The 26,143-nt window shown below is 72.5% G+C and carries 23 protein-coding genes; 14 read left to right on the top strand and 9 right to left on the bottom strand.

All coding sequences use genetic code 11. The features are described from left to right. Positions 1-78: 78 nt before the first annotated feature. From DDQ41_RS20015 to mce, 4 genes are all read right to left on the bottom strand, one after another. Positions 79-858, bottom strand: a complete 780-nt coding sequence (locus DDQ41_RS20015) for an ABC transporter permease (protein ID WP_109295710.1) — start codon at positions 856-858, stop codon at positions 79-81. A gap of 168 nt (positions 859-1,026) precedes the next feature. Then, a complete protein-coding gene (locus DDQ41_RS20020) occupies positions 1,027-1,965 on the bottom strand; it encodes a coiled-coil domain-containing protein (protein WP_109295711.1) in 939 nt (312 codons plus the stop codon). A 306-nt stretch (positions 1,966-2,271) separates the two neighbouring features. Continuing rightward, positions 2,272-6,222 carry a polarized growth protein Scy gene (scy, locus tag DDQ41_RS20030; protein WP_109295713.1) on the bottom strand — a complete coding sequence of 1,317 codons (3,951 nt, stop codon included), beginning with the start codon at positions 6,220-6,222 and terminating at the stop codon, positions 2,272-2,274. Between the two features lie 166 nt (positions 6,223-6,388). Beyond that, a complete protein-coding gene (mce, locus tag DDQ41_RS20035) occupies positions 6,389-6,829 on the bottom strand; it encodes a methylmalonyl-CoA epimerase (protein WP_109295714.1) in 441 nt (146 codons plus the stop codon). A 148-nt stretch (positions 6,830-6,977) separates the two neighbouring features. On the opposite strand from mce, the gene DDQ41_RS20040 reads away from it, so the two are divergent. The 4 genes from DDQ41_RS20040 (at position 6,978) to DDQ41_RS20055 (ending at position 12,714) form a co-directional block, all read left to right on the top strand. Next, positions 6,978-8,180, top strand: coding sequence for an acetyl-CoA C-acetyltransferase (locus DDQ41_RS20040; RefSeq protein ID WP_109295715.1), 1,203 nt, complete (start codon positions 6,978-6,980; stop codon positions 8,178-8,180). A gap of 26 nt (positions 8,181-8,206) precedes the next feature. Then, on the top strand, positions 8,207-9,163 hold the full coding sequence (gene meaB, locus DDQ41_RS20045; RefSeq protein WP_109295716.1) for a methylmalonyl Co-A mutase-associated GTPase MeaB: 957 nt from the start codon (positions 8,207-8,209) through the stop codon (positions 9,161-9,163). Positions 9,164-10,536: 1,373 nt separating this feature from the next. Next, complete coding sequence (locus DDQ41_RS20050; protein ID WP_109295717.1) at positions 10,537-12,057, top strand: B12-binding domain-containing radical SAM protein; 1,521 nt, start codon at positions 10,537-10,539, stop codon at positions 12,055-12,057. Positions 12,058-12,102: 45 nt separating this feature from the next. After that, positions 12,103-12,714 (top strand): LysE family translocator, encoded by a 612-nt coding sequence (locus DDQ41_RS20055; RefSeq protein WP_109295718.1) that lies wholly within the window; start codon positions 12,103-12,105, stop codon positions 12,712-12,714. 326 nt (positions 12,715-13,040) lie between these two features. Here DDQ41_RS20055 and DDQ41_RS20060 read toward each other — a convergent pair whose 3' ends face one another. The 4 genes from DDQ41_RS20060 to DDQ41_RS20075 form a co-directional block, all read right to left on the bottom strand. Further along, on the bottom strand, positions 13,041-13,517 hold the full coding sequence (locus DDQ41_RS20060) for a MarR family winged helix-turn-helix transcriptional regulator (protein WP_109295719.1): 477 nt from the start codon (positions 13,515-13,517) through the stop codon (positions 13,041-13,043). A 117-nt stretch (positions 13,518-13,634) separates the two neighbouring features. Then, complete coding sequence (locus DDQ41_RS20065) at positions 13,635-14,408, bottom strand: AIM24 family protein (protein WP_172607728.1); 774 nt, start codon at positions 14,406-14,408, stop codon at positions 13,635-13,637. After that, the gene (locus tag DDQ41_RS20070) at positions 14,405-15,055 is read right to left on the bottom strand and encodes an AIM24 family protein (protein ID WP_109295720.1); all 651 of its coding nucleotides are present in this window, start codon (positions 15,053-15,055) and stop codon (positions 14,405-14,407) included. Before DDQ41_RS20070 ends, DDQ41_RS20065 begins: the two co-directional genes overlap by 4 nt. After that, entirely contained in the window at positions 15,055-15,687 is a 633-nt protein-coding gene (locus tag DDQ41_RS20075) for an AIM24 family protein (RefSeq protein ID WP_109295721.1), read from the bottom strand. The genes DDQ41_RS20070 and DDQ41_RS20075 overlap by 1 nt, the downstream gene beginning before the upstream one ends. Positions 15,688-15,936: 249 nt before the next feature. On the opposite strand from DDQ41_RS20075, the gene DDQ41_RS20080 reads away from it, so the two are divergent. The 6 genes from DDQ41_RS20080 to DDQ41_RS20110 all read left to right on the top strand — a co-directional run bounded on the left by DDQ41_RS20080 (position 15,937) and on the right by DDQ41_RS20110 (position 20,832). Further along, a complete protein-coding gene (locus DDQ41_RS20080) occupies positions 15,937-16,281 on the top strand; it encodes a DUF3817 domain-containing protein (RefSeq protein WP_109295722.1) in 345 nt (114 codons plus the stop codon). Further along, on the top strand, positions 16,278-16,571 hold the full coding sequence (locus tag DDQ41_RS20085) for an MTH1187 family thiamine-binding protein (protein ID WP_109295723.1): 294 nt from the start codon (positions 16,278-16,280) through the stop codon (positions 16,569-16,571). Before DDQ41_RS20080 ends, DDQ41_RS20085 begins: the two co-directional genes overlap by 4 nt. A 320-nt stretch (positions 16,572-16,891) precedes the next feature. Beyond that, complete coding sequence (locus DDQ41_RS20095; RefSeq protein ID WP_109295725.1) at positions 16,892-17,401, top strand: MarR family winged helix-turn-helix transcriptional regulator; 510 nt, start codon at positions 16,892-16,894, stop codon at positions 17,399-17,401. A gap of 155 nt (positions 17,402-17,556) precedes the next feature. Then, the gene (locus DDQ41_RS20100) at positions 17,557-17,889 is read left to right on the top strand and encodes a DUF3817 domain-containing protein (RefSeq protein WP_109295726.1); all 333 of its coding nucleotides are present in this window, start codon (positions 17,557-17,559) and stop codon (positions 17,887-17,889) included. Between the two features lie 73 nt (positions 17,890-17,962). Continuing rightward, positions 17,963-19,663: an acyl-CoA mutase large subunit family protein gene (locus DDQ41_RS20105; protein ID WP_109295727.1), complete on the top strand. Its 1,701-nt coding sequence runs from the start codon at positions 17,963-17,965 to the stop codon at positions 19,661-19,663. A gap of 356 nt (positions 19,664-20,019) precedes the next feature. Then, positions 20,020-20,832: an amidohydrolase family protein gene (locus tag DDQ41_RS20110; protein ID WP_109295728.1), complete on the top strand. Its 813-nt coding sequence runs from the start codon at positions 20,020-20,022 to the stop codon at positions 20,830-20,832. Positions 20,833-20,919: 87 nt separating this feature from the next. Here the strand turns inward: DDQ41_RS20110 and DDQ41_RS20115 are convergent, their stop codons facing one another. Next, a complete protein-coding gene (locus DDQ41_RS20115) occupies positions 20,920-21,558 on the bottom strand; it encodes a TetR/AcrR family transcriptional regulator (protein ID WP_109297841.1) in 639 nt (212 codons plus the stop codon). Positions 21,559-21,772: 214 nt separating this feature from the next. On the opposite strand from DDQ41_RS20115, the gene DDQ41_RS20120 reads away from it, so the two are divergent. From DDQ41_RS20120 to DDQ41_RS20140, 4 genes are all read left to right on the top strand, one after another. Further along, complete coding sequence (locus tag DDQ41_RS20120; protein WP_172607727.1) at positions 21,773-22,741, top strand: tetratricopeptide repeat protein; 969 nt, start codon at positions 21,773-21,775, stop codon at positions 22,739-22,741. Positions 22,742-23,417: 676 nt separating this feature from the next. Further along, the gene (locus tag DDQ41_RS20130; protein ID WP_109295730.1) at positions 23,418-24,074 is read left to right on the top strand and encodes a DUF6230 family protein; all 657 of its coding nucleotides are present in this window, start codon (positions 23,418-23,420) and stop codon (positions 24,072-24,074) included. 93 nt (positions 24,075-24,167) lie between these two features. Then, on the top strand, positions 24,168-24,722 hold the full coding sequence (locus tag DDQ41_RS20135) for a DUF6114 domain-containing protein (RefSeq protein WP_109295731.1): 555 nt from the start codon (positions 24,168-24,170) through the stop codon (positions 24,720-24,722). Beyond that, complete coding sequence (locus DDQ41_RS20140; protein WP_109295732.1) at positions 24,712-26,103, top strand: hypothetical protein; 1,392 nt, start codon at positions 24,712-24,714, stop codon at positions 26,101-26,103. The genes DDQ41_RS20135 and DDQ41_RS20140 overlap by 11 nt, the downstream gene beginning before the upstream one ends. Positions 26,104-26,143 lie beyond the last annotated feature (40 nt).

Below are 26,143 nucleotides of genomic sequence, written 5' to 3' on the forward strand. Positions count from 1 at the left end.
CGTAAGAGTTAGGAGGATATCCGGGGGCTGACGGTTCCGGCCAAGGAGGACGGGCGCCCGGTCCGGGCGCCGCGCCGGTCAGGCGTCCCGCCTCTTCAGGACCGCGAAGCCGCCGAGCAGTGAGGCCGCCACCCAGAGCAGCATGATCCCGAGGCCGCCCCACGGCCCGTACGGGACCTCCTCGCTGTTCATCGCCTGCGGCACGACCTGCATGATCTTCGAGCCGGCCTGGTCCGGGAAGTAGCGGGCCACGTCCTTCGCGTACGGGACGGCGGCCAGGATCTGCGACACCAGGAAGAAGAACGGCATCAGGATGCCGAGCGAGAGCATCGAGCTGCGCAGCATCGCCGCGACGCCCATGGAGAAGAGCGCGATCAGGCCCATGTACAGCCCTCCGCCGATGACCGCGCGCAGCACGTTCTCCTCGCCGATGGAGGTGGCACGCTCGCCGAGCAGGGCCTGTCCGAGGAAGAAGCTGAGGAAGCTGGTCGCCATCCCCACCACCAGCGCCAGCAGCCCGGCCACCATGATCTTGCTGAACAGGAAGGTGGCGCGCTGCGGTACGGCGGCGAGCGAGGTGCGGATCATGCCGGAGCTGTACTCCGTGCCGACCACGAGCACGCCGAAGACGACCATGGCGAGCTGGCCCAGCACCATGCCGGAGAAGCTGACGAGCGTCGGGTCGAAGGTGCTCTGCTCGGCCGGCGGCAGGTCGTCGAAGGTCGAGGCCAGCAGCGCGCAGAGCAGAGCGCTGACGGCGACCGTCACCGCGAAGGCGCTGACGAGGGTCCAGCTGGTGGAGGCGACCGTGCGGATCTTGGTCCACTCGGACCGCAGAACGGCGGGTACCGAGGCCATGGGGCCGGGCGGGGCGTGCATGGCGTGCGGGGCCGTGCGGGGTGTGCGGGGCGTGCAATCCGTGCGGGGCCGGCGGGGTGTGCGGGCCGTGCAAGGGGGAAGGCGCGTGCGCCCGGTGCCTGGGCAGGCACCGGGCGCACGGGGAGCGCACTGCCGTGCGCCGGGGCTTCAGCGGGACTGCTGGGCCGGGACGCCGCGGGAAACCGGCTCGTCGTCGGTCGGCACGCCCGTCGCGGCGACCGCCGCGCCGGTCAGCGTGGCCAGCATCTCGCGGACGTTGGTCAGCTGGGCGTTGATGGAGTCGCGACGGTTGGTGAGGGCCGCGAGCTCGCGCTCCGACTCGCTGCGGATGCGGTCCGCCTTCGCGTTCGCGTCGGCCACGATGTCCTCGGCCTGGCGCTGCGCGGTCTCGACGGTCTGCCGGGCGCGGCGCTCCGCGTCCGTGCGCAGCTTCTCGGCCTCCAGACGGAGCTGCTCCGCGCGGTGCTCGATCTCCGCGAGACGCTTCTCCGCCTTCGCCTGACGCGACGCCAGATCGCGCTCGGACTGGTCCCGGCGCTTCGCCAGGTTCGTCTCGAAGTCCGCGGCGGCCTGGGCGGCCTTGGCGCGGGTCTCCTCGAAGAGGGCGTCCGCCTCCTCGCGCTTGGACTGCGCGTCCTTCTGCGCCTCGGAGCGCAGCGAGTTGGCCTCGCCCTGGGCCTTCTCGACGATCCTGACGCCCTCGTCCTCGGCCTTCTGCTTGCGCTCCGCGGCGAACGCCTCGGCGTCGTTGCGGACCTGCTGAGCCGCGCCCTCGGCGAGTTCGCGGTGCTGCTCGGCCGCGCGCCGGGCCTCCTCACGCAGGTCCTTGGCCTCCTCCTCGGCGAGGCGGAGGATCTTCTCCACACGTGCACCGAGCCCCGCGTAGGACGGCTCCGCTTCGTTGACCTGTGCCTGGGCGTTCTGCGTCTCGAGATGGAGCTCCTCGATGCGCTTCTCCAGCGAGGTGATTCGCGCGAGAGCGCTGTCACGGTCGGCGACGAGTTTGGTAATGCGGTCGTCCACCTGACCGCGGTCGTACCCGCGCCGCACGAGCTCGAAGCCGAAGGGGGAGGAAGTGTCGCTCATGGGGATCCTGTCGAATGAGACCGGCTGAGGTGTTAGAGGGAATCCTAGGCGCCCGAGCGGCGTGTCATCGAGAAGATGCCCGTTTGATATGGAGAATGTCCAGCCTTTCGGGTGGCTGGTGCCGCATCGGGCAACGTTCGCCCCGTCGCGACGCCCGGCACGGCGACTCGCCCCGTTGCCGAACCAACCGAGCAGACCCACTGCGAGGTCGATCCACCGCCCCGCGATCCACCGTCCCGCGATCGCACGCACCAGACGCCGCAGGCCCCGCCCCGCGGGCGGACGGGGCTACTTTCGCAACACGCCCTAGCTCTCGGAGGACTTGCCACTCGAACGGGTAATTCCTGCCGTGGCCCCCGCCTTGACGCCGCCGTCCTTGCCGCCCGGGGCCTCGAACGACTCCAGCGCCTCCAGCACGTCCTGCACCCGGGAGATCTCCGCCTGGATGTCCTCGCGCCGGCGTACCAGCACGTCCAGCTCCCGCTTGCCCTCCGCGATCATACGCTCGGCCTCGCGCTCCGCGTCCGCCTTGACCTTCTCGGCCTGCCGGACCAGCTCGGCCTTCTTCTGCTCGGCCTCCTTGAGCAGCGCCTCGGCCTTCCGCACCGCGGCGATCCGCACCTTGCCGGCCTCCGAATTGGCCTCCGACACCAGCTCCTTGGCCTTCGCCCCGGCCTCGGCCTGCTGTTCCTGAGCGGCCTTCACCAACTGGTCGCAGCGCTCGCCCGCGGCCCTCATCTGCTCGGCGGACTCCCGTCGGGCCCGCTCGTGCAACTCCTCGACGTCGTTCTCCACGCGCCTGCGCTGCTCCTCCGCCCGCTCCCGGATGGCGGTCGCGTCGCCCCGCGCCCCCACCAGCAGCTCGTCGGCGTCCGTACGGGCCTTCTCCACCAGGGAGTTGCCCTCGACGGTCGCCTCGGCGACCAGCCGGTCGGCCTCCTTCCGGGCCGCGCCGACCATCGTGTCCGCCTGCGCCTCGGCCTCGGTCGTGGCGCGCAGCGCCTCCTCCTGCGCCTTGGCCATCAACCGGTCGACCTGCTCGGCCGCGTCCGCGCGGCGCTTCGCCGCGTCCTTCCGGGCGGTGTCGAGCAGCCGGTCGGCCTCCTCGCGCGCCTCCGAGCGCATCCGCTCGGCGGCCCGCTCCGCGTCCCCGCGGTGCCGCTCCGCCTCGGCCCTGAGCCGGTCCGCCCGCTGCCGGGCGCTGCCCACGGTGTCGGCCGCCTCGGCGCGCAGCCGTTCGGCTTCCGCGCCCGCCTCGGCGATGAGCTGGTCGGCCTGTTCGGCCGCGCCGGTACGGCGCTTGTCCGCCGCCTTCCTGGCCTCGTCGAGGATCTTCTCGCCGTCCGAGCGGGCGGCCGCGCGCAGTTCCTCGGCCTGGCGCTCGCCGTCCTCCCTGGCCTGCTTCGCCTCGGCGCGCAGCCGCTCCGCGTCGTGCTCGGCGAGCGACAGCAGTTCGGACGCCTCGGTCGTGACGCGGTCGGACTCCCTCGTGGCCTCGGACACCAGCCGGTCGGCCTGGGCCGCGGCCTCGGAACGCATCCGGTTGGCGTCCTCGCGGGCCTCGGCCCGGGTCCGTGCCGCGTCCTGCTCGGCGGCGGCCAGGGCGTCGGACGCGTCCGTGCGCATCCGCTGGGCGTACTCCGAGGTCTCGGTGCGCAGCCGGTCCGACTCGGCGATCGCCTCGTTGACGGTCCGCTCGGCGAGCGACCTGGCGGCCTCCGCCTCCTCGTCGGCGCGCGCCCGGACGCGGTTGGCGTCCCCGGTGGCGCGCTCGCGCTCCGCGTAGGCGTCGGCGCGGACGCGGTCCGCCTCCTCCTGGGCCTCCGTCCTGGTGCGCTCGGCCGCGTGCTCGGCGGCGCTGCGCAGCCCGGCGATCTCCTGTTCGGCCTGCTCCTGCAGACCGGACACGGAGTCCCGCACCTGCTGGGCGGTCTGCTCGGCGGCCGACACCATCTCGGTGGCGCGCCGGTCCGCCTCCTCGACCAGCCGCTGTGCCTCGGTCTGGGCGTCCTCGACGCGCCTGCGGGCGGCGGCGAGCAGTTCCTCGCTCTGCTCGCGGGCGAGTTCCCGCTCCTGGTCGGCCTCCGACCGGGCCGCGCCCAACGTCTCCTCGGCCTCCCGGCGGCGCCGGTTCGCCTCCTCCTGGGCGGCGGCGAGTGCCTCGGAGGCCTCCTGGCCGACCCGCTCGGCCGCGGAGGCGGCCTCGGTGCGCAGCCGGTCGGCGGTCTCCTTCGCCTCGGACCTCAGCCGCTCGGCCTCCGTGGCGGCCTCGGTGCGCAGCCGTACGGCGACCGCCTCGCCCTCGGCGCGGGAGGCCGAGGCGTCGGACGCGGCCTCCGTCCGCAGCCGCTGGGCCTCCTGCTCGGCCTGCTCCACCAGCCCACGGGCGCGCTCGGCCGTCTCGGCCCGCAGCCGCTCGGCCTCCTCGGCGGCCTCCCGGCGGATCCGCTCGGCCTCCGCGCGCGCCCCGGTCAGCGCCTCCTCGGCCGACGCGAGACGGGTCTCCGCCTCCGAGTGCAGCCGGGCCAGCCCGTCCGCGGCCTCGGCCCGGCGGGCGGCGACCGCGCGCTCGGTCTCCTCGCGGAGTGCGGCCGCGGCCCGCTCGGCCGCGGCCTTCACCTCGTCGGCCTGCTCCTCGGCCTCGGCGCGCAGCCGGTCCGCCTCGGTACGGGTGCGCTCCAGCGTCTCCTCGGCCTGCCGGCGCAGCGCCGTGGCCCGCTCGATGGCCTCGGTGCGGACGCGCTCGCTGTCCGCGTTGGCCTTGGACCGCACGTCGTCGGCGTCGGCCTTCGCCTTCGTCAGCAGGTCCTCGGCGGTCTTCGCCGCCTCCTCGATCTGCTGGACGGCCTCCCGGCGCGCCTCGCCGCGGATCCGCTCGCCCTCGGCGACGGCCTCGGACCTCAGCTGCTCGGCCTCGCCGCGCAGCCGCCGGGCCTCCTCCTGGAGTTCGACGGTCTTGGCGCGGTACTCCTTGGTGTCGTCCTTCGCCGCGCCCTTGAGCTCCTCGGCCGTGTCATGGGCCTCGGCGCGCAGCCGGTCCGCCTCGGTCTCGGCCTCGCGGCGGATCCGCTCGGCCTCCTCGGCGGCCTTGCGGGTGGTGTCCTTGGCGTCCTCCGACGCCTTGTCCAGGACCTCCTCGGCGGTCCGCGCGGCCTTGGCGAGCTGGGCGGCGGAGTCTTCGGCGGCGACCGTACGGGCCTTCTCGGCCGCCTCCGCGACGAGCTTCTCCGCCTCGGCCCTGGCGTCGGCCAGCGCCTGCTCGGCCTCGCTCTTGAGGTTCTCGGCGTCCTTGGTGGCCTCGGCGACGAGCCGGGCGATCTCCGACTTGGCGGTCCGGGCCCGCTGCTCGTTCGCCGACTCGGCGTTCGCGAGCAGCCTGCCCGCGGACTCCTTGGCCTCGGCGACCGTCTTGTCGGCCTGCGCACGGGCCTCGCGGAGCCGGTCCTCCGCCTCCTGCATCCGCTGCCCGGCGCTCCGGCCGAGTTCGGCGGCCTGCTGGCGGGCCTGGTCGGACTCGGCGGTCGTCGCGGAGCGGAGCTGCTCGGCGTGGCTGGTGGCCTCGCGGGCCTGGACGGAGGCGGCGTTCAGCAGCCGTTCGGCGTCCCTGCGGGCGCGCAGCAGGACCGACTCGGCCTCGGCGCGGGCGGTCTCCGCCTCCGAGCTGAGCCGCTGCCGGGCCTCCTCGGCGACCCGGGCGGCCTCGGCGCGGGCGGCGGCGAGCGCCTGCTCGGCCTCGGCGCGCGACTCGTCCAGCAGCCGGCGGGCCTGGGCCTCGCTGCGGGCGCGGAGCTGCTCCGCCCACGCCACGTTCTCGTTGACGTGCGCCTCGACGGTCTGCCGGCGTTCCGCCAGCTCCTGGTCGAGCCGCTGGCGGCGCTGGTTCGCCTCGGTGTGCAACTCGGCCTGCAGGCGGGCCTGGTGCTCGGCGTGCTCCTGGAGGATGCGCTGGGTCTGGGCCCGGACCTCGCGCAGCTCCCGCTCGGCGTCCGAGCGCAACTGCTCGGCCTGGATCTGGGCGTTCCGGAGCAGTTGCTCGGCCTGGTAGCCGATGTCGGCGCTGTCGTAGGCGGGACGGGACGCGATGGTGCGGCGCGCCTCGTGGAGCTTGGCGCGCAACACCTCGACCTGGTATCCGAGGTCATCGGCGTGCTGGACGGCCTTCTCCCGCTCGGTCTTCAGCCGGTCCATCTCGGCTTCGAACCGCGAGAGGTGGTCGTCGTCAGCTCGGTGGCTCTCCTGGCGTTCGTAGCCCCGCACTGCGCGGTCCCATCCGTCCCCTGGTCGCAACTCTCTACAGACGAGCGCCGTTCGCCTGAACGGCCCCCCGGGGAAATGGTGTCAGATCAGTAACGAGGACGCGGCGCGGCCCCGACCCGGCCCCGGCCCGGAGCGGCCCACTCTACCGGGCCGGGAATCCCGGCGGTCAGTGCTCCGCTGATGAGGGGGCGGCGGAAGTGACCAGTTCGGTGAGGACTCCGTGGCAGTCCTTGGGGTGCAGGAACGTGATCCTGGAGCCCATCGAGCCGGTGCGGGGCTCGTCGTAGAGGACGCGTACGCCCTTGCCCCGGATGTCGTCGGCGGCACCGTCCACGTCCGCCGTGCCGAAGGCGATGTGGTGGACCCCCTCGCCGTTCCTCGCCAGCCACTTCCCGACCGCGGAGTCCTCGCGGGTGGGCTCGAGCAGCTGGAGGTAGGAGGCCCCGCCGTCCGAGGTCTCGTTGATCTTGAGCATGGCCTCCCGGACGCCCTGCTCCTCGTTGACCTCCGTGTGGAAGACCTCGAAGCCGTACGTGGCCCGGTAGAACTCGACGGTCCGCTCCAGGTCGAAGCAGGCGATCCCGATGTGGTCGATTCGCGTCAGCATGCCTCCAGTGCAGCGCTCCCGGCGGTGGTTACGCAACGTGCGCGCGATCACACGCGCAGCCCGGTGACCCGGATGCCGACCGCTCAGTACAGTTCGAGTAAACCCTCGTTCACTCCTCAGCCGCCGTGCTGGAAGGGGATCGCCTCTCATGACCGGAACGAAAAGCACCACATCCGTCATCGTCGCCGGGGCCCGCACTCCGATGGGGCGGCTGCTCGGCTCTCTGAAGTCCTTCTCCGGCGCCGACCTGGGCGGCTTCGCCATCAAGGCCGCGCTGGACCGGGCCGGCATCGGCGGCGACCAGGTGCAGTACGTGATCATGGGCCAGGTCCTGCAGGCCGGCGCCGGGCAGATCCCGGCCCGGCAGGCGGCCGTCAAGGCGGGCATCCCGATGAGCGTCCCGGCGCTCACGGTGAACAAGGTGTGCCTGTCCGGACTCGACGCGATCGCCCTCGCGGACCAGCTGATCCGTGCGGGTGAATTCGACATCGTCGTGGCCGGCGGCCAGGAGTCCATGACCAACGCGCCGCATCTGCTGCCGAAGTCCCGCGAGGGCTTCAAGTACGGCGCGATCGGGATGCTCGACGCCATGGCGCACGACGGTCTCACCGACTCGTTCGAGGGCATCGCCATGGGCGAGTCCACCGAGAAGCACAACACCCGCCTCGGCATCGCCCGTCCGGAGCAGGACGAGGTCGCCGCGCTGTCCCACCAGCGCGCCGCCGCCGCACAGAAGAACGGCCTGTTCGAGGCCGAGATCACGCCCGTCGAGATCCCGCAGCGCAAGGGCGAGCCGGTCGTCTTCAGCAAGGACGAGGGTATCCGCGCCGAGACCACCGCGGAGTCGCTGGGCAAGCTGCGCCCCGCGTTCGCCAAGGACGGCACGATCACGGCCGGCACCTCCTCGCAGATCTCCGACGGCGCCGCCGCCGTGGTCGTGATGAGCAAGGCCAGGGCCGAGGAACTCGGTCTGGACTGGATCGCCGAGATCGGTGCCCACGGGAACGTCGCAGGCCCGGACAACTCGCTCCAGTCCCAGCCGTCCAACGCGATCGCGCACGCCCTGGGGAAGGAGGGCCTGGAGGTCTCGGACCTCGACCTCATCGAGATCAACGAGGCGTTCGCCGCGGTCGCCGTGCAGTCGATGAAGGATCTCGGGGTGTCCCCGGAAAAGGTGAACGTCAACGGCGGGGCGATCGCCCTGGGCCACCCGATCGGCATGTCCGGCGCCCGTATCGTGCTCCATCTCGCGCTGGAGCTGAGGCGGCGCGGCGGCGGGATCGGGGCGGCGGCGCTGTGCGGCGGCGGCGGCCAGGGCGACGCGCTGATCGTGCGCGTGCCGGCGAAGTAAGCCTCTCGGAGATCGGAGCACGCACGATGGTGGACGTCCCCCAGCTGGTCGCCCAGGCGAGGGAGGGCAGGCCGCGGGCCGTGGCCCGGCTGATCTCACTCGTCGAGGGGGCGTCCCCGCAGCTCCGCGAGGTCATGGCGGAACTCGCGCCGCTGACCGGCGGCGCGTACGTGGTGGGCCTGACCGGTTCGCCGGGCGTCGGCAAGTCGACGTCCACCTCGGCGCTGGTGACGGCGTACCGGAAGGCCGGCCGGCGCGTCGGCGTGCTCGCCGTCGACCCGTCGTCCCCGTTCAGCGGCGGTGCGCTGCTCGGGGACCGGGTGCGGATGTCCGACCACGCCTCCGACCCGGGGGTCTACATCCGCTCGATGGCCACCCGCGGCCACCTCGGCGGCCTGGCCTGGGCCGCGCCGCAGGCGATCCGCGTGCTCGACGCGGCCGGCTGCGACGTGGTGCTCGTGGAGACGGTCGGGGTCGGTCAGTCGGAGGTGGAGATCGCCTCCCAGGCCGACACGTCCGTGGTGCTGCTGGCCCCCGGTATGGGCGACGGCATCCAGGCCGCGAAGGCGGGGATCCTGGAGATCGGCGACGTGTACGTGGTCAACAAGGCGGACCGCGACGGCGCCGACGCCACCGCCCGCGAACTCAACCACATGCTCGGGCTCGGCGAGTCCCGGGCGCCGGGCGACTGGCGCCCGCCGATCGTGAAGACGGTCGCCGCGCGGGCGCAGGGGGTCGACGAGGTCGTCGAGGCCCTGGAGAAGCACCGCGCCTGGATGGAGGAGCACGGTGTCCTCGCGGAGCGCCGCGCCCGGCGCGCCGCGCACGAGGTCGAGACCATCGCCGTCACCGCGCTGCGCGAGCGCATCGGCGACCTCGCCGGTGACCGCCGTCTGGACGCCCTCGCGGAGCGGATCGTCGCGGGCGAACTGGACCCCTACGCGGCGGCGGACGAACTGGTGGCGGGCCTGACCGGCGACTGAGCCCACCCCGCCGCCGCTCCCGCCGAGACCCGCAGGCGCGGCGCCTCGGATGGCCGCACGCCGCCGTACGGAACGCTGCCGGACAGGACGCCGCCGGACAGGCCGCATGCCGCCGACAGACGCCGCCGGACAGGCCGCATGCCGCCGGACAGACGCCGCCGGACAGGCCGCACCCTGTTCCCGGCCAGGTGCGGCATGGCGCGTCCGAGCAGGGCGCGAGGGGCCGCTCGTCGCCGGACCGGCGGCGGCGGTTCCGCGGCCGCCGCCGGTCCGGCGGGCCGCCCCGCTCGGCGGAGCCCGGGCCGGGTGTCCGGTAATCGCCGGTCGGCGGCGCACGACCGGGGTGCGGCGTGGCGCCGTCCGGCGATGCGTGCTGCAATGAGCCGATTCATCGAGGCTGTCACGTCGATGCGGGGTGTGGTGTGGGCGATCCGGCGTCGGCGGCACCTGCGGTCGCGCGGTCGGTGGGCGCGGCGCGAGTACCCCGGGGGCGGTCCCCGGGGCTCCGGCCGCCCGCCCCCGCGCCGGCACGGGCGGGGTCGTGCACATCGAGCAGGGCCCTGGGAACCCGGGCGTCGGCGGCACCTGCGGTCGCGCGGTCGGTGGGCGCGGCGCGAGTACCCCGGGGGCGGTCCCCGGGGCTCCGGCCGCCCGCCCCCGCGCCGGCACGGGCGGGGTCGTGCACATCGAGCAGGGCCCTGGGAACCCGGGCGTCGGCGGCACCTGCGGTCGCGCGGTCGGTGGGCGCGGCGCGAGTACCCCGGGGGCGGTCCCCGGGGCTCCGGCCGCCCGCCCCCGCGCCGGCACGGGCGGGGTCGTGCACATCGAGCAGGGCCCTGGGAACCCGGGCGTCGGCACGCCGCGCAGGGTGACGGACGCCCGGGGGACACCCTGTCCCGGCTGGTCGGGACCTCCGCGCCGCCGTCGCTCCCGCAGACGCGGGACCGGAGGAGCAACGGGGACGACAGCCGGGGAGGTCGGTCATCACCGGTGCCCGGGAGACGGCACGTGCGCCGCGCGGTCGTCCGCGGACCCGGGTGGTCTGCGATCCCGCCGTGCCGCACCGGGGGACCCTCCGGTCTCCGCCGCAGACCGTACGCCCGCCCGGCGGCACGGCGGAGAGTGCGGGCCGCGCCCCTCCCGGCCGCCGCCCGGCTGCCCCGTGCCGCCCCGGCCCCGTCGGTCCTCCCGGCCGCCGCCCGGCTGCCCCGTGCCGCCGCCCCGGCCGGTACCGCCCCTGCCCCGTTCGCCGACGGCCCCGGCCCCGCGTAGACCCCTGCCCGCCGCCCTCCGGACACCCTCACCGGCCGTGGCCCGGCCACGGCCTCTCTCGTGCGCGCCCGCGCGCCTCACCGAAGGAGAGGAAGACCGCCGTGAAGCATGTGCAGAAAGTGCTCCTCGTCAACGCCGGCACCGACGGAGACGTGTCCTCGATCGCCAACGACGGCACGTTCCCGGCCCTGGGCGTGGTCTCGCTCGCCACGGTCCTCCTGCGCGACCATCCGTATCTGGACGTGATCGCGCTCGACGGCCAGATCACACCCATGCCGGAGATCGAACAGCTCATCCGGGACTTCGAACCGGACGTCCTGGGACTGAGCGCCCTGGGCACCTCGTATCTGAACACGCTCCGCCTGGCCGAGGCCGGGAAGAACGCCGGGGCCGTGACCATCCTGGGCAACGACCAGGCGGCGGCCATGGCCCGGCAGATCCTGGCCCACCGCGAATGCGTGGACTACGTGTGCGCCGCGGACGTCGGCGAGTTCGCCCTGTCCGCCTTCGTCGACGCCCTGGACGGCGAGCGGCCCGTCACCTCCGTGCCGGGACTGCTGTACCGCACGGACGAGGGCGTCGTTCACAACCGCCTGCCGGAGATCCCCGCGCCCCTCGTCGACATCGGCGCCGGAGCCATGGTCGGCAACGTCCTGGACGCCATACCGGTACCGGACCGCTCCCTGATGCCCGCGGCCAACTGGGAGCGCTATCGGCAGAACTACCTGGCCCGGTACGGGAGCCTGCACGACGACGAGGAGGTCACCGGCGTCACCACCATCAACCGCGCCCGCGGCTGCGCACGGGTGAAGCACCCCTGCCACTTCTGCGGCATCGCCGACCTCAACCTGCGGTTCTCCTCCCCGGAAGTCTTCTGGCACGACGTCCGCGCCGCCCAGCAGCAGGTTGCGGCCACCATCTTCTACGAGGCGTTCGACAGCATGAGCAGTTCCCCGCGCTGGGTGGAACGGCTGGTGCAGGCCCGGCCGAAGGACATCGGCGACCCCAGGTTCTTCGTCTACACCCAGGCCGCCGAGACCACCGAGCGCATCGTCGACCTCTATCTGCGCCTGGGCGTGTACCGGGTCAACATGGGTCTGGAGTCCGGCGACACCCGCATGCTCAAGCTGTTGAAGGGGCCGCGCGACAGCCTGGAGAACAACCGGCGCGCCTGCGCCCTCTTCAAGGAGGCCGGCCTGCCCATCTACGGTTCGCTCGTCCTCGGCGGCCCCGGCGAGGATCACGAGAGCCTGGACAACACCGTCGCCTTCGCCCGCTGGCTGATCGACAACGAGATGATGGCCGCGCTCGAGGCCCAGCCCCTCTACCCCGACTTCGGCGCCCTGACCGGCCGCTGGATGATGAACCCCGATCTCGCCCGGGCCACGGCGAAGGACAAGGGCTTCGAGATCCTCGACGACGCGCTCCTCGATTCCATGCCCGAGAAGTACGGCCGCGGCGACATCGTCGACTTCGACGAGATCTCCATGGACTGGTGCAGGATCTTCAGCCGGGTCGGCTGGGACGAGCTGGTCGAGGCCACCCGCACCATCCGCGGCTACGCCGACCGGCACGGCACCGTCTCCGGATCCGCCCGCATCTCCGACAGCCGACTCGCCTGACCGTACTGCCCGGCCGGTGCCCGCCGCCACGACCGAGGAGCCGACGTGCTCACCCTCCTGCTCGCCACCGCCCTCTCCTGCGCCCTGGTGGTCCTCACCCCCGGGCCCGGCGTGCTCACCGTGCTGCACATCGGAACCGGCAGCGGGCGCCGTCCGGCCGCTCACTTCCTCCTCGGCCACCTCGCCGGCGACCTCATGTGGGCCCTGCTCGCCCTGGTCGCCCTGCGCTGGGTGCAACTCCTGTCCCCGGCGGTCTTCACCGCTCTGACCGTCGCCAGCGCCCTCTACCTCGTCTACCTCGGCGTCGGGGCGCTGGCCGCGGCCGCCGCACCGGACAGCGGCGCCTTCGCCTACGCTCGCCGCCCCCTCGCCCACGGCGCCGTGTTCGGCCTGACCAACCCCAAGAGCTATCCCGTCACCCTGGCCGTCTTCACGTCCGTGATCGCCGGGAACATCGAGCTGCTCACCGGGGCCACCGTCCCTCTCTTCCTCCTCGCCAGCGCCCTGGGCTGCATCGCCGCCGACGCCCTGCTCGTGTGGATCGTCGGCCTGCACACCGTCCGCAAGCTCTACGCCCGCGCGGCACCCTGGATCACCCGGGGCGTGGCCTTCCTCTTCTTCGGCTTCGCCGCCTACTCGCTCCTCCACCTCGGCTGAGCGGCCGCGGCCCGGGGACGTCCGTCCCGGACCGCTGCCACGCCCGGTGACGTGCGGCGGGGACGCGCGCCCGGCGGCATGCCGGGTGGCCGCGTCGACGCCTGGAGCGGGTGGCCGCGGCCGGGCACGCGCCCGTCCACGCACCGCGCCGGCTGCCCCCGTGCCCATTCCCCCAGGGCACGTGGTCGGACGGCGCGGCGCGGACGTCGGGCGCGGAGAGCGGCCCCGTACGGCCGGGCCCGTACGGCGGCGGTTTCAGCGGCCGTAGCCGTAGCCGTGTTTGCCGTGGCCGTGTTTGCCGTGGCCGTCGGTGTCCGCGGGCACCGTCAGACTCTGCCCCGGCGGCCGCGCAGGTGCTCCGCCACCGGCTTCAGGGACTCGTGGAGGTGGGCGAGAGCCTCCGGGGACAGCAGGTCGATGAAGTGCTGCCGCACGGAGTCGACGTGGTGCGGTGCGACCTTCTGCATGGTCTCCATGCCCTGGTCGGTGAGCACCGCGTACAGCCCGCGGCGGTCGGACTCGCAGTTCTCCCGGCGCACCAGGCCCGCGTTCTCCATGCGGGTGATCTGGTGGGACAGCCGGCTCTTGGACTGGAGTGTGGCCGCCGCCAGATCGCTCATCCTCATGCGCCGCTCGGGGGACTCGGAGAGGTTGACGAGGATCTCGTAGTCGTTGATGGTCAGGCCGAACGGTTGCAGATCCTTCTCCATCTGGTACGCAAGCAGCCTGTTGACGTCCAGATAGGTGCGCCAGGCGCACTGTTCCGCATCGCTCAGCCAGGGCGTGGCCGTCTCGGTTTCCATATATGAATGCTACCCTAAGAAGTTGAAATCGGGACGAAATGGGGACGGTCGCATCCGGCATCCCTGGTCCCCCGTGAAGGGCGCAGACGTTCGACGTCACACTCCGCAGCCTACCGCTCACAACCCGAAGCGGCGCTGGAGGTCCCCCAGCTGACCGGGCAGGCGCGGGGTGGTGCCGTGCTGACCGGGGCCGTGGCCACCGCCGGGCACCCCGTCCGCGTGCGGGACCGCACCCGTCACCACCTCCGGCATGAGCGCCTCGGTCGACTGCAGCAGCACCGTGCCCGCGCCCACGAACTCGAACTGGTGCTCCTCGCCGGAAGCCCCGCCGATCCCGGACAACTGCCGCAGACCGCCCATCACCCCGCTCATGTAACCGTGGTCGTAGTGGTGGCACGGAGAGGGGCAGTCCGCCCAGCCCACCAGCGCCTGCGGGTCCACCCGGATCGGCGGCTCCATGAAGACCACCGGCCCGTTCGACGCCGCGACGAACTTCCCGGTGCCGATCAGGGTGAGGAAGCCCGGCACGATCGACTGCTTCAGCGCCAGCGAGGGCTGGTACGCCAGCAGGTTCCCGGCGCGGATCGTCAGATTGCCGTCGTCGAGGTCGAAGGAGTTGACGTCGAAGGCCCGGTCGGCGAGCAGCATCTTGCCGCTGCCCTCGGCGACCACCCAGTCGCTCGCGTGCAGCGGCGAATGGAAACTGGTGCGCATCAGCCGGTCCAGCCGGCCATGGCCGATCCCGTTGAAGTCGATCCGCCCGTAGTAGGCGATCATCTTCCCCTTCTGCAGAAACCACTGGGAGCCCTTGAGCTCCACGCAGAAGGTGTACGAGTTGACGTTGTCGTCGCTCGGCAGCGACATCGGGTCATGGACCACCGGCGTGCTCACAGCTTCTCCTCCGACGCCTGGACGTACACCACACCACTGCCGCTCAGTTCCAGCTGGAACGCCTCGCCCGAGCCGCGCCCCACCATGTCGCGCCAGCCCAGCGCCGTGGAGAGCTTGTTCCGCACGTCGCCGTGGTGGGCGACGTACGCCTGCGGGTCGACATGGACCGGCCGGCCGGGTGTGATCGGCAGCTCGACCACCCCTCCGTGCGCCATGACCGCGACCGCGCCGTGGCCCTTCAGGGTGGTGGTGAAGAGGCCCTGGCCGGTGACCTGGCCGCGCACCATCCCCATGACCCCGCCCTGGGAGCCCATGAACATGGTGCCCTGCTGCAGCGTGCCGTCGAAGGCGAGCAGCCGGTCGGCCTCGACGTAGAGGGTGTCACCGGTGAGGTTGACGACCTGGATGTGGTGGCCGCCGTGGCCGAACATGACCGTGCCGGAGCCTTCCACCGTCATCAGCGGAGCGGCCTCGTTGGTGACCCGGCGCCCGATCATCGACATCAGGCCGCCCTGGCCGCCGGCGATGTTCGGGGTGAAGGAGACGTCGCCCTTGTAGGCGAGCATCGCGCCGCGCTGGCTGTACATCTTCTGGCCGGGGACCACCGCCGCCTCGACCATCTTCGAGTTGACCTCGCGGAACGGCATCAGACGTCCCCTCCCACCGTGTTCCGCTCACTCGGCTGCACGTACACGAGCCCGTCGCCCTCGAACCGGATCTGGAAGGCCTCGCCACCGCCCTCGCCCATGAACGTCCGGAACGTGACCCCGGACTGGAACTGCTGCTGCAGACTGCCCTGGTGGGCGACGTAGGCTCCCGGGTCCACGGAGAGCGGGTACTGGGGCGTCACCCGCAGCACCACGGCCGGGCCGTCCGACATGATCGCGGCCTGGCCGGTGCCCTCCACGGTCGTGGTGAACAGGCCGTTCCCCGTCGCGCCGCCGCGCAGTCCGGTGAAGCTGGTGCCGGTGCGCAGCCCGCCGTCCGTGCAGAGGAGGTTGCTGGACTCGACGTACAGCTTGTCGCCGTGCAGGGAGACGAGACTGATCTCGGAGGCGCGATCGGCGAAGTAGCAGGTGCCCTGGCCCTTCACCTCCATCAGGGCCATCTGCTCGCCGGTGAGGCGGCGGGTCACCATGCCGCGCAGGCCCTCGCCGCCGCCGGTCAGTTTCTTGAAGTCCATCCGGCCGTCGTACGCGACCATGGACCCGTTCTTCGCCTTGACGGAGTCCCCGGTCATGTCGACGGCGAGCACTTTGCTGCCTTGCAGTCGGAACATTGCCACGGGGGTGAAGGTACTGTGCGGGGCGCCTGTCCGGACAGGCCCCCCAGGCATGAACCCGACCCCGACCCCGACTCCGACATCACCCGACCCGGGCACGGGCACCGGCACCACCCGACCCCGACCCCGACTCCGATATCACCCGACCCGGGCACGGCGCGGGAGGAGCGCGATGCCAGAATGGCTACGCTTGTGCTTCCGTTCACAAGAACATCCCCTCCCCCCGAAGCTCTGAAGGTGCCTCCCGTGGACATCAAGACCGCCTCCGCCCTCCACCGCCTCCGGCTCGTCTCCGCGCCGGAGGCCGTGTCCTTCCTGCTGCTGCTCGTCTGCTCGGTCCTCAAGCGCACGACGGAGTTCAACGCGGTCCCGGTCATGGGCGCGATCCACGGCGCCCTCTTCGTCCTGTACCTGGTCTTCTGGCTGGACGCCTGGAACCGCGCCAGGTGGGACGTCGGGACCGCGGCGGTCTACTTCGTCCTGTCGGTGCTCCCGTTCGGCGGCTTCTACGCCGACCGCAAGCTCAAGCGCGCCGCCGAGGACGCGGTCATCGCCTCCCGCGCCCGCCGCGAGGGCACGGTGGAGGCGTGATCGCCGCCTTCTCCGTCACCCCGCTCGGGGTGGGCGAGGACGTCGGCGAGTACGTCGCCGACGCGGTCCGCGTCGTCCGCGAGTCCGGACTCCCGAACCGCACGGACGCGATGTTCACCTCGGTCGAGGGTGAGTGGGACGAGGTCCTGGACGTGGTCAGGCGTGCGGTGGCCGCGGTCGAGGCGCGCGCCCCGCGCGTCTCCCTCGTCCTCAAGGCCGACATCAGGCCCGGTGTCACGGACGGCCTGACGAGCAAGGTCGAGACCGTGGAGCGCCGTCTCTCCGGCTGAGGCTCCGGCCGAAGCTCCGCCTGAAGTCCCGTCTGAGATTCCGCCTGAGTTCCGGCCGCCACCGCTGCCCGCCCGCTGCCGGCCCCATGCCCGGCTCCGCCCGCCCGGCCGGCCGCCGTCCGCCCCGGCGGCCGGCCGCGGAGCGGGTCGCGCCGGCCGCGTCCGCGGGCACCGCCGGCGGTGGCGGCCGGCGCTCCTGCGCCTCCGCGCTCCTGCGCCTCCGCGTCCCCGCGGGGCCCGGGGTGCCGGGTGCGGCCCTGCGAGGACCGAAGTCCGAGACGGGGCTGACCGGCATATGACCAGTGGGTAAGGTCGGTGCCGTGCCGAAGCCGCTCAGCCTCCCCTTCGACCCCATCGCCCGAGCCGACGAACTCTGGCAGCAGCGCTGGGGCCCCGTGCCCTCGATGGCCGCCATCACCTCGATCATGCGGGCGCACCAGATCCTGCTCGCCGAGGTGGACGCCGTCGTCAAGCCGTACGGGCTCACCTTCGCGCGGTACGAGGCGCTGGTGCTGCTCACCTTCTCCAAGGCCGGAGAGCTGCCGATGTCCAAGATCGGCGAGCGGCTGATGGTCCACCCGACCTCCGTCACCAACACCGTGGACCGCCTGGTGCGGTCCGGTCTGGTCGCCAGGCGGCCCAACCCCAACGACGGCCGCGGCACGCTGGCCTCCGTCACGGACAAGGGGCGCGAGGTCGTCGAGGCGGCCACCCGCGACCTGATGGGGATGGACTTCGGCCTCGGCGCCTACGACGCCGAGGAGTGCGCGGAGATCTTCGCGCTGCTGCGGCCGCTCAGGGTCGCCGCGCACGACTTCGACGAAGGCTGATAGGGCCGACAAGGCAGGCAAGGCAGGCATGGCAGGCAAGGCCGACCCGCTTTCGCGGAGGGCCGCGGGGGCCGGTTGCCGGGGTGGCCGAACCGCCCGGGGGAAGGGCCGACCCGCTCGAAGATCGCCCAAAGCGGACCGTTACGCTCGGCGCCATGAAGAAGAGCGTCCTGACCCGCTACCGGGTGATGGCCTATGTCACCGCCGTGATGCTGCTCGTGCTGTCCACCTGCATGGTCTTCAAGTACGGATTCGGCATGGGCGAGGACATCACCTTCGCCGTCTCCCAGACGCACGGCGTCCTCTACATCATCTACCTGGTCTTCGCCTTCGACCTCGGCTCCAAGGCGAAGTGGCCGTTCGGCCGGCTGCTGTGGGTGCTGCTCTCCGGGACGATCCCCTTCGTGGCCTTCTTCGTCGAGCGCTCCGTCACGCGGTCGGTCGCTCCGCTGGTCGGCGAGCCGGAGCCGGCGGCCGCCAGGGCGTAGCCACTCCGCCGTACGCACGCGTACGGCGGTCTGCCATCGACATTTACTTGGACGTCCTAGTAAATTCGGGGGTATGGACGCAGACGCCATCGAGGAGGGCCGCCGCCGCTGGCAGGCCCGCTATGACTCCGCGAAGAAGCGGAACGCCGACTTCACCACGCTCTCCGGTGATCCGGTCGAGCCGGTCTACGGGCCCCGGCCCGGCGACGCCTACGACGGCTTCGAGCGGATCGGATGGCCGGGCGAGTACCCGTTCACGCGCGGGCTGTACCCGACCGGCTACCGCGGCCGTACCTGGACCATCCGCCAGTTCGCCGGGTTCGGGAACGCCGAGCAGACCAACGAGCGCTACAAGATGATCCTGGCCGCCGGCGGCGGCGGGCTCAGCGTGGCGTTCGACATGCCGACCCTGATGGGCCGCGACTCCGACGACCCCCGCTCCCTGGGCGAGGTCGGCCACTGCGGAGTCGCCGTCGACTCGGCCGCCGACATGGACGTCCTCTTCAGGGACATCCCGCTCGGCGACGTCACCACGTCGATGACGATCAGCGGACCCGCCGTCCCCGTCTTCTGCATGTACCTGGTCGCCGCCGAGCGGCAGGGCGTCGACCCGGGCGTCCTCAACGGCACGCTCCAGACCGACATCTTCAAGGAGTACATCGCCCAGAAGGAGTGGCTGTTCGAGCCGGAGCCCCATCTGCGCCTCATCGGCGACCTGATGGAGTACTGCGCCCGGGACATCCCGGCGTACAAGCCGCTGTCCGTCTCCGGCTACCACATCCGCGAGGCGGGCGCGACGGCGGCGCAGGAGCTGGCGTACACGCTGGCCGACGGATTCGGGTACGTCGAACTCGGCATCAGCCGGGGACTGGACGTGGACGTGTTCGCGCCCGGTCTCTCCTTCTTCTTCGACGCGCACCTCGACTTCTTCGAGGAGATCGCCAAGTTCCGCGCGGCCCGCCGCATCTGGGCCCGGTGGATGAAGGAGGTCTACGGGGCGAGGACCGACAAGGCGCAGTGGCTGAGGTTCCACACCCAGACCGCCGGTGTCTCGCTGACCGCGCAGCAGCCGTACAACAACGTGGTGCGCACGGCCGTCGAGGCCCTCGCGGCCGTCCTCGGCGGGACGAACTCGCTGCACACCAACGCCCTCGACGAGACGCTGGCGCTGCCCTCGGAGCAGGCCGCCGAGATCGCCCTGCGTACACAGCAGGTGCTGATGGAGGAGACCGGCGTCGGCAACGTGGCGGACCCGCTCGGCGGCGCCTGGTACGTGGAGCAGCTCACCGACCGCATCGAGGCCGACGCCGAGAAGATCTTCGACCGGATCAAGGAGCGCGGACTGCGCGCCCACCCGGACGGCAGGCACCCCGTCGGGCCCGTGACCTCCGGCATCCTGCGCGGAATCGAGGACGGCTGGTTCACCGGCGAGATCGCCGAGTCGGCCTTCCGCTACCAGCAGTCGCTCGAGAAGGGCGACAAGCGGGTCGTCGGCGTCAACGTCCACCACGGCTCGGTCACCGGCGACCTGGAGATCCTCCGCGTCAGCCACGAGGTCGAGCGGGAGCAGGTGCGCATCCTCGGCGACCGGAAGGGCCGCCGCGACGACGCCCGGGTCAAGGCGTCGCTGGAGCGGATGCTCGTCGCCGCCCGGGACGGCTCGAACATGATCGGACCGATGCTGGAGGCGGTCCGCGCCGAGGCCACGCTCGGCGAGATCTGCGACGCGCTGCGGGACGAGTGGGGCACCTACACCGAGCCCGCCGGATTCTGAGCGGGGCCGCGATCCGAAGGACCGGCCCGCCCGTCGGAAAGGTCCGCCTGCCGGGAAGGTCCGCCCGCCGGGAGGGTTCGGCCCGCGGCTCCGCCGACGCTGGTGGACACCGCGCCTCCCCGGGCCGGGCACGGCTGCCCCCGGGGGTCCGCGGCGGGCGGGCGGCGGTGCCGCCCGCCGGGAGCCCCCCAGCGGTGAACGGGCGGGCGGCCGCCGGCGCCGGGGCCCGGCCGGCACCGGCACGTCCCTACTGGCGGGTAGCCCTCTGGTGGGGTTCCCGCTAGAGTCCGGGTGAGCGATCGCTTAGCCGCTGGCGGGGTCCGTTCGCCGCAGCGGCCCGGAGGAGGGGCAGAGCCGTGCCGGTCATCGACGCGTGGATGCAGCATCCGACGCTGCGCCACTCCAATCACGAGATGTTCGACTCCCTGCGGAGGTGGACCGGGCTCGGGCTCCTGGAGGAGGCCCTGCCGGTGGAGCTGACGGTGGCCGCGCTGGAGGCGGCGGACGTGGAGATCGGCCTGTCCGCCGCCTGGTACGGGCCGCGGGGCGCGCTGATCGGGAACGACGAGGTGGCCGGGTTCGTCGCGGCCTCGGGCGGCCGGCTGCGCGGAGTGGCGGGCGTCGACCTGGCACGGCCCGTGGAGGCGGTGCGGGAACTGCGGCGGGCGGTGCGGGAGCTGGGGTTCGTGGGCCTGCGCGTGGTGCCGTGGCTGTGGGAGCTGCCGCCCACCGACCGGCTGTACTACCCGCTGTACGCGGCATGTGTCGAACTCGGTGTCCCCTTCTGCACCCAGGTCGGGCACACCGGCCCGCTCAGGCCGTCGGAGACCGGGCGGCCGATCCCCTACATCGACCAGGTGGCGCTGGACTTCCCGGAGCTGGCCATCGTCTGCGGGCACATCGGCTACCCGTGGACGACGGAGATGATCGCGGTCGCGGACAAGCACGAGAACGTCTACATCGACACCAGCGCCTACACCGCCCGCCGCTACCCGGCCGAACTCGTGGACTATCTGCGCGGCCGGGGTCGCCGCAAGGTCCTCTTCGGCACGAACTACCCGATGATCACGCCCGCCCGCGCCCTGGAGCATCTGGACCGGCTGGAACTCGACGAGGAAGCGCGCGGGTTGTTCCTGTCCGGCAACGCGCGCCGGGTCTTCGGCCTGTAGACCGGGGTTCGGCGCCCGCCGTCCGGGGCGCGAGCGGGGTGCCGGGTCCGGCGAGGACCCGGAGGGGGCGGCCGGAGCCGGGCCGTGTCAGGACTCCGCTGCCCCGAGTCCGCCCAGCAGGACCGCGGTGAAGCGGCCCGCCCAGTCCTGGTCCACGGGCTCGCAGCTCACCAGCGCGCGGTGCACGACCGCGCCCGCGATCATGTCGAAGATCAGGTCGGCCTCGCGACCGGCAGCGGCCGGGCCGGTCTCCTCCGGCAGCTCCCCGCGTGCCCGGGCCCGGGCACGGCCCTCCACGACGAGCCGCTTCTGCCGGTCCACGATCGACACCCTGATCCGCTCGCGCAGCGGGACGTCGGTCGTCGACTCCGCGACCACGGCCATCAGCGCGGTCCTGGCCTCGGGGCGTTCCAGCAGCGCGGCGAACTGCAGCACCACGCCCTCGATGTCCGCGGCCAGGCTGCCCCGGTCGGGCAGCTCGAGCTCGTCGAAGAGTTCCGCGACCGCGTCCACGACCAGTTCGCTCTTGCCCGCCCAGCGCCGGTAGACCGTCGTCTTCGCCACCCCGGCCCGGGTCGCCACGTCGCCGAGCGTCAGTCCCGACCAGCCCAGCTCCACCAGTGCCGCCCTGGTGGCCCCGAGGATGGCCGCGTCCGCCTCGGTGCTGCGGGGGCGGCCGGTACGGGTCGCGGCCTGACGGCGGTGACTGCGCATGGAGGCGACCATACCGGCCGGTAGGAAGATCGCTGTGAGCCACTTCACCGGAGGAAGGGCCCCGGCTCCTTGCCGGACCAGTTACGCTACGACTCGTAGCGAAAGCGACAACCGCCGGCGCCGGGTGGGGACCCGGCGCAGGATCGCTCGGCCGTCCGCAGGACCGGTGCACAGGCCTGGCGCTCCGATTTTTCACTCGCACGCGCGGAGGGGGGAGGATGTACTCATGCAGCCTAGGAACATGTCCATGAGCGGCGTCGTCGACCTCGCCGCGGTGAAGGCGGCCGGTGAGGCCAAGGCCAAGGCCGAGCAGACACGCGCGGAGGCCGCCCGGCAGGGCGGCGGCGGTGCGGTGCCCCCGTCCGCCTTGGTGATCGATGTCGACGAGGCGGGCTTCGAGGGCGACGTCCTCCAGCGTTCCGCCGAGGTCCCGGTCGTCCTCGACTTCTGGGCCGACTGGTGCGAGCCCTGCAAGCAGCTGAGCCCGGTACTGGAGCGGCTTGCCCTGGAGTACAGCGGCCGCTTCGTGCTCGCCAAGATCGACGTCGAAGCCAACCAGATGCTGATGCAGCAGTTCGGGATCCAGGGAATCCCGGCCGTGTTCGCGGTGGTCGCCGGCCAGGCGCTGCCGCTCTTCCAGGGGCTGGCGCCGGAGCCCCAGATCCGCGAGACCCTCGACCAGCTGATCCAGGTCGGTGAGCAGCGTTTCGGCCTCACCGGTCTGACCGTCGACACGGACGCCGCCGAGTCGGAGGCCGCCCCCGCGCCCGCCCCCGGCCCGCATGACGCGGCGCTCGAGGCGGCGGTCGACGCCCTCGACGCGGGCGACCTCGGCGGCGCCGTCCGGGCGTACAGGAACGTCCTCTCCGACGACCCGGGCAACTCCGAGGCCAAGCTCGGCCTCGCACAGGCGGAACTGCTGTCCCGGGTGCGGGAGATGGATCCGCAGAAGGTGCGGCAGGACGCCGCGGACCAGCCGGACGACGTGCGCTCGCAGATCGACGCCGCGGATCTGGACCTCGCGGGCGGCCATGTGCAGGACGCGTTCGGCCGGCTCGTCGAGGCCGTGCGCAGGACGGCGGGTGAGGATCGCGACGCCGCGCGGCTGCGGCTGCTGGAGCTGTTCGAGGTGATCGGCCCGGACGACCCGCGGGTCGCGGCGGCGCGCACGGCACTGGCGAGAGTCCTGTTCTGACCGCGCCCGGACCCGGGTGCCGCCATCCGGCTTCCCCGGCGCTCCCTCCGGCGGGGCGGCGGACCGGTCGGCCCGCCCGCCGGGCGGGTCGGCTGAGTGGGCCGGCTGAGTGGGCCGGCTGAGTGGTGACAGGCGGCGGCCCCGCTTTACCGAAAATTGGTAAAGCGCGGCCGCTGTTACTCGCAGTAAATCAGCCCCATTGTTCTGTCCTCTTTCCTCCCCGAACCTCCCTGTCCGGCGAACTCTTCCGGGGCACCCTGGGTGGCCGGACGGCATCGTCCCGTCGCGGCGTGGTTATCGGTCCGTTACTAGCGAGTAACGAACCCTCTTGTGCCCCGGCACGTAATGCACCACGATCGGCCACGCTCGGTCCATCACCGCATCCCGCCCGGCAGCCAGCCGCGTACCGCGGTCCTGGGTCCCCACCGAGCCGGTCGGCGGCAGAGGCGCCGGCCGCGGACAGGGGGGTTCCTGCCTCGCCGGCAGGGCCTGTCCGACGAGGCCGCGCGAAGGCGTGGCCGGTGGTTGTCGCTCGGGGGTGAACGCCGGTGGTTTTGGACGCGGCTCGCGACAGAGGCACGGGCGCTCTCCTTCCCGAGGACGTAGCACTTCTCCCATCCCAGGGCGGACCTGAAGGGTCCGTACCGGAGATGTACGTCCGAGAAGGAGGAAACATATGTCCCAGGTTCGTGGTGGGACCAGATGGAAGCGGTTCGCCGTCGTCATGGTGCCGTCCGTGGCCGCGACGGCCGCGATCGGCGTGGGCCTGGCCCAGGGCGCGCTGGCGGCTTCGTTCGCGGTGTCCGGCCAGGAGTTCAAGGTCTCGACCGACTCGCTGACGGGCAAGGGCTTCGCCCAGTACGGCGGCGTCGACATGGGCTACAAGAACGTCGCGGAGGGGGACGAGCAGGTCCTCCACCCGGTGGCCATCTCGGCGTTCAAGGACGCGTCGATCCGGGGCATGTGCCAGTCGGTGGTCACCGACGTGCCGCTCCTCGGCAAGATCACCCTGAAGCTCAAGGCGGGCGGTGGCAAGGAGCCCGTCCGGGCCACCAACCTGTACCTCGACGTCACCGAACTCGACGCGGACGCCGAGTTCAAGAACATCGACATCGGCGTCGCGGCCAAGAACACGGACGACCCCGGCGTCGGCAAGGGCCCGGCGGTCAAGGACAAGACCATCATGCAGAACGGGTTCGCCCAGCAGGCCGAGGAGGTCACGCTGACGGGCGTCAAGCAGAAGGCGTGGGCCACCACGGCAGGCACCTTCAAGCTGAGCGGTCTGAGCATGCGCCTGCACAAGGGCGCCGGCTCCGGCGTCGAGTGCTACTGACCCCTGGTCCGTGCGGGCGGGCGGGGTTGCCCGAGGCAGCCGCGCCCGCCCGTCTCCCTCTATCTCCGGCAAGCCAGTTCCAGGGAGCTATTCATGAGCGCCGAGTCACCGGGGCAGAACGAGCACCATGTCCGCGTCCTGAAGCGGCGGTTCCGAGACTGGCGGGGACAGCGGCCCTTCTGGGCGGGGCTGTTCACGCTGCTGGGCGGCATTCCGATCGCCTACTTTCCGTACGCGAGCCTCAACCTCGGTCAGATGACGGTCACCATGGCGACGACCGGGGGCGCCGGCGCGTTGATCATCGGGGTGCTGCTGGTCACGCTCGGCCTGACGATGTGGTTCCACCACATCGTCAGGGTCTTCGCGGGCGTCGCGGCGATTCTGCTGGCGTTGATCTCCATTCCCGTGGCCAACTTCGGCGGCTTCGTCGTCGGTTTCCTCCTCGCCCTGATCGGTGGCGCGCTCTCCGTCTCCTGGGTGCCGGGCGAGCCCGCCGAGCCGCACCCGGACACGGTGCGGCCGAAGGCACCCGCCCCGGCGGGCGACCGTTCCGACGTTCCGTTCGTGCCCGGCCCGCCGTACTCGGACACCGTGAGCATGACGAAGAAGCCCATCCACTCCGAAGGCGGGGGTAGCAGTGCCGGGTGACGGAGCATCACTGACCGCGGCCGACGGCGATCCCCGCCGCCGCGGGGGGCCGCGTCACGCGGCCCCGAGAAGGTCCTTGCTGACCAAGTTGCAGATACCCGCGGGCAAGGCGATGGCGATCGCCGCCATGCCCACCGCGGTCTTCGTGGGGATGGGGCTCACGCCCAAGCCGGCGCTCGCCGACGACAAGCAGGACATACCCTTCGCCCCCGGCCCCTGTGTGACGCGCTCGGACGAGCCGGAGGAGCCGGAGGCGTCGCCGTCCGCCTCGGAGCCGGAGGCGTCGCCGTCCGGGGAGCAGTCGGACGAGCCGTCCGAGGGGCGGTCGGACAGGCCCGTGCCGTCCCCGGGCGGTTCCGCCGACGAGCGGACCGACGAGCCGGAGCCCGGCGAGAGCCCTTCGGCCTCCGCGTCCGCCCGCACGGACGAGGACCCGCCCGAGCAGGCGGACCCGTCCCTCAATCCCACCCCGAGCGGGTCCGGGACCCGGAACCCGCTCGACCCGCCGGGTGTCGGTGACGTGATCGGGGACCTCCTCGACGGTCCCGGCGAGGCGCCGGAGGCCGCCCCGGCGGCGAGCGTGTCCGCCGGGCCCGCCGAGGAGCGGTCCGAGCCGGCCGAGGAGCGGTCCGAGCCGGCCGAGGAAGCGCCGAAGCCGGCCGAGGGGACCGCGTCGGAGCCCCTGGACGAGTTCTCCGGGAAGCCCGCCGCCCCGGTGGAGGATGCGGCGGGCGCGGCCGGCCAGTCCCTGGAGCAGACCAGGGAAGCCGTCGGGGACGCCATCAGGCACGCCGCCGGGAAGGCCGGCGTCGAGGTGGAGGAACTGGACGACGAGGTCAAGGGACTCGACCCGGTCGAGGACGAGGACATCCCCGAGGGCGCCGAGGGCAAGCCGCGCTTCCCGTGCCCGACCGCCGACCCGGAGGCACTCGCCAACGCCGAGGCGGAGCCCGGCATCCCGGCGCTCCCCGACGACCCGTGGGTGCTGGAGAGTTCCCGGCTCACCCTGAAGGGGCTCGACTACAAGGGCATCGTCGAGGTGCGCACCGGCAGCGGCAAGATCAAGAAGGTTCTGAAGTTCACCGCGTCGGGCGTGGACATCAGGGACCTCCACCAGCTGGTCGAGGGTCCCGAGGGCACCACGATCCACGTCGAGGCGCGCCGCGGCTCCACCTCCACCATCCGCAACGGCACGGTGACCATGTACACGGAGGAGCTGAAGGGCAACCTCTTCGGCATCATCCCCGTGACGTTCAGCCCGAAGACCCCACCGCCGCTGAACGTACCGTTCGCCATGTTCACCGATGTCAGGGTGACCCAGGCCGGCCAGTTCGGCGGCACACTGACCGTGCCCGGCCTGCACAACTACTTCACCGGATAGCGCCGCGTCGGGCAGCGCCCGCCCCGCCCCGCCCCGTCGC

Source organism: Streptomyces spongiicola, from assembly GCF_003122365.1.
Lineage (GTDB): Bacteria > Actinomycetota > Actinomycetes > Streptomycetales > Streptomycetaceae > Streptomyces > Streptomyces spongiicola.

Coding starts and splice junctions, on each gene's coding strand:
- DDQ41_RS20015 (WP_109295710.1), bottom strand. CDS start 858: ATGGCCTCGGTACCCGCCGTTCTGCGGTCCGAGTGGACCAAGATCCGC.
- DDQ41_RS20020 (WP_109295711.1), bottom strand. CDS start 1,965: ATGAGCGACACTTCCTCCCCCTTCGGCTTCGAGCTCGTGCGGCGCGGG.
- mce (WP_109295714.1), bottom strand. CDS start 6,829: ATGCTGACGCGAATCGACCACATCGGGATCGCCTGCTTCGACCTGGAG.
- DDQ41_RS20040 (WP_109295715.1), top strand. CDS start 6,978: ATGACCGGAACGAAAAGCACCACATCCGTCATCGTCGCCGGGGCCCGC.
- meaB (WP_109295716.1), top strand. CDS start 8,207: ATGGTGGACGTCCCCCAGCTGGTCGCCCAGGCGAGGGAGGGCAGGCCG.
- DDQ41_RS20060 (WP_109295719.1), bottom strand. CDS start 13,517: ATGGAAACCGAGACGGCCACGCCCTGGCTGAGCGATGCGGAACAGTGC.
- DDQ41_RS20070 (WP_109295720.1), bottom strand. CDS start 15,055: ATGCCGTTCCGCGAGGTCAACTCGAAGATGGTCGAGGCGGCGGTGGTC.
- DDQ41_RS20075 (WP_109295721.1), bottom strand. CDS start 15,687: ATGTTCCGACTGCAAGGCAGCAAAGTGCTCGCCGTCGACATGACCGGG.
- DDQ41_RS20100 (WP_109295726.1), top strand. CDS start 17,557: ATGAAGAAGAGCGTCCTGACCCGCTACCGGGTGATGGCCTATGTCACC.
- DDQ41_RS20105 (WP_109295727.1), top strand. CDS start 17,963: ATGGACGCAGACGCCATCGAGGAGGGCCGCCGCCGCTGGCAGGCCCGC.
- DDQ41_RS20115 (WP_109297841.1), bottom strand. CDS start 21,558: ATGGTCGCCTCCATGCGCAGTCACCGCCGTCAGGCCGCGACCCGTACC.
- DDQ41_RS20120 (WP_172607727.1), top strand. CDS start 21,773: ATGCAGCCTAGGAACATGTCCATGAGCGGCGTCGTCGACCTCGCCGCG.
- DDQ41_RS20130 (WP_109295730.1), top strand. CDS start 23,418: ATGTCCCAGGTTCGTGGTGGGACCAGATGGAAGCGGTTCGCCGTCGTC.
- DDQ41_RS20135 (WP_109295731.1), top strand. CDS start 24,168: ATGAGCGCCGAGTCACCGGGGCAGAACGAGCACCATGTCCGCGTCCTG.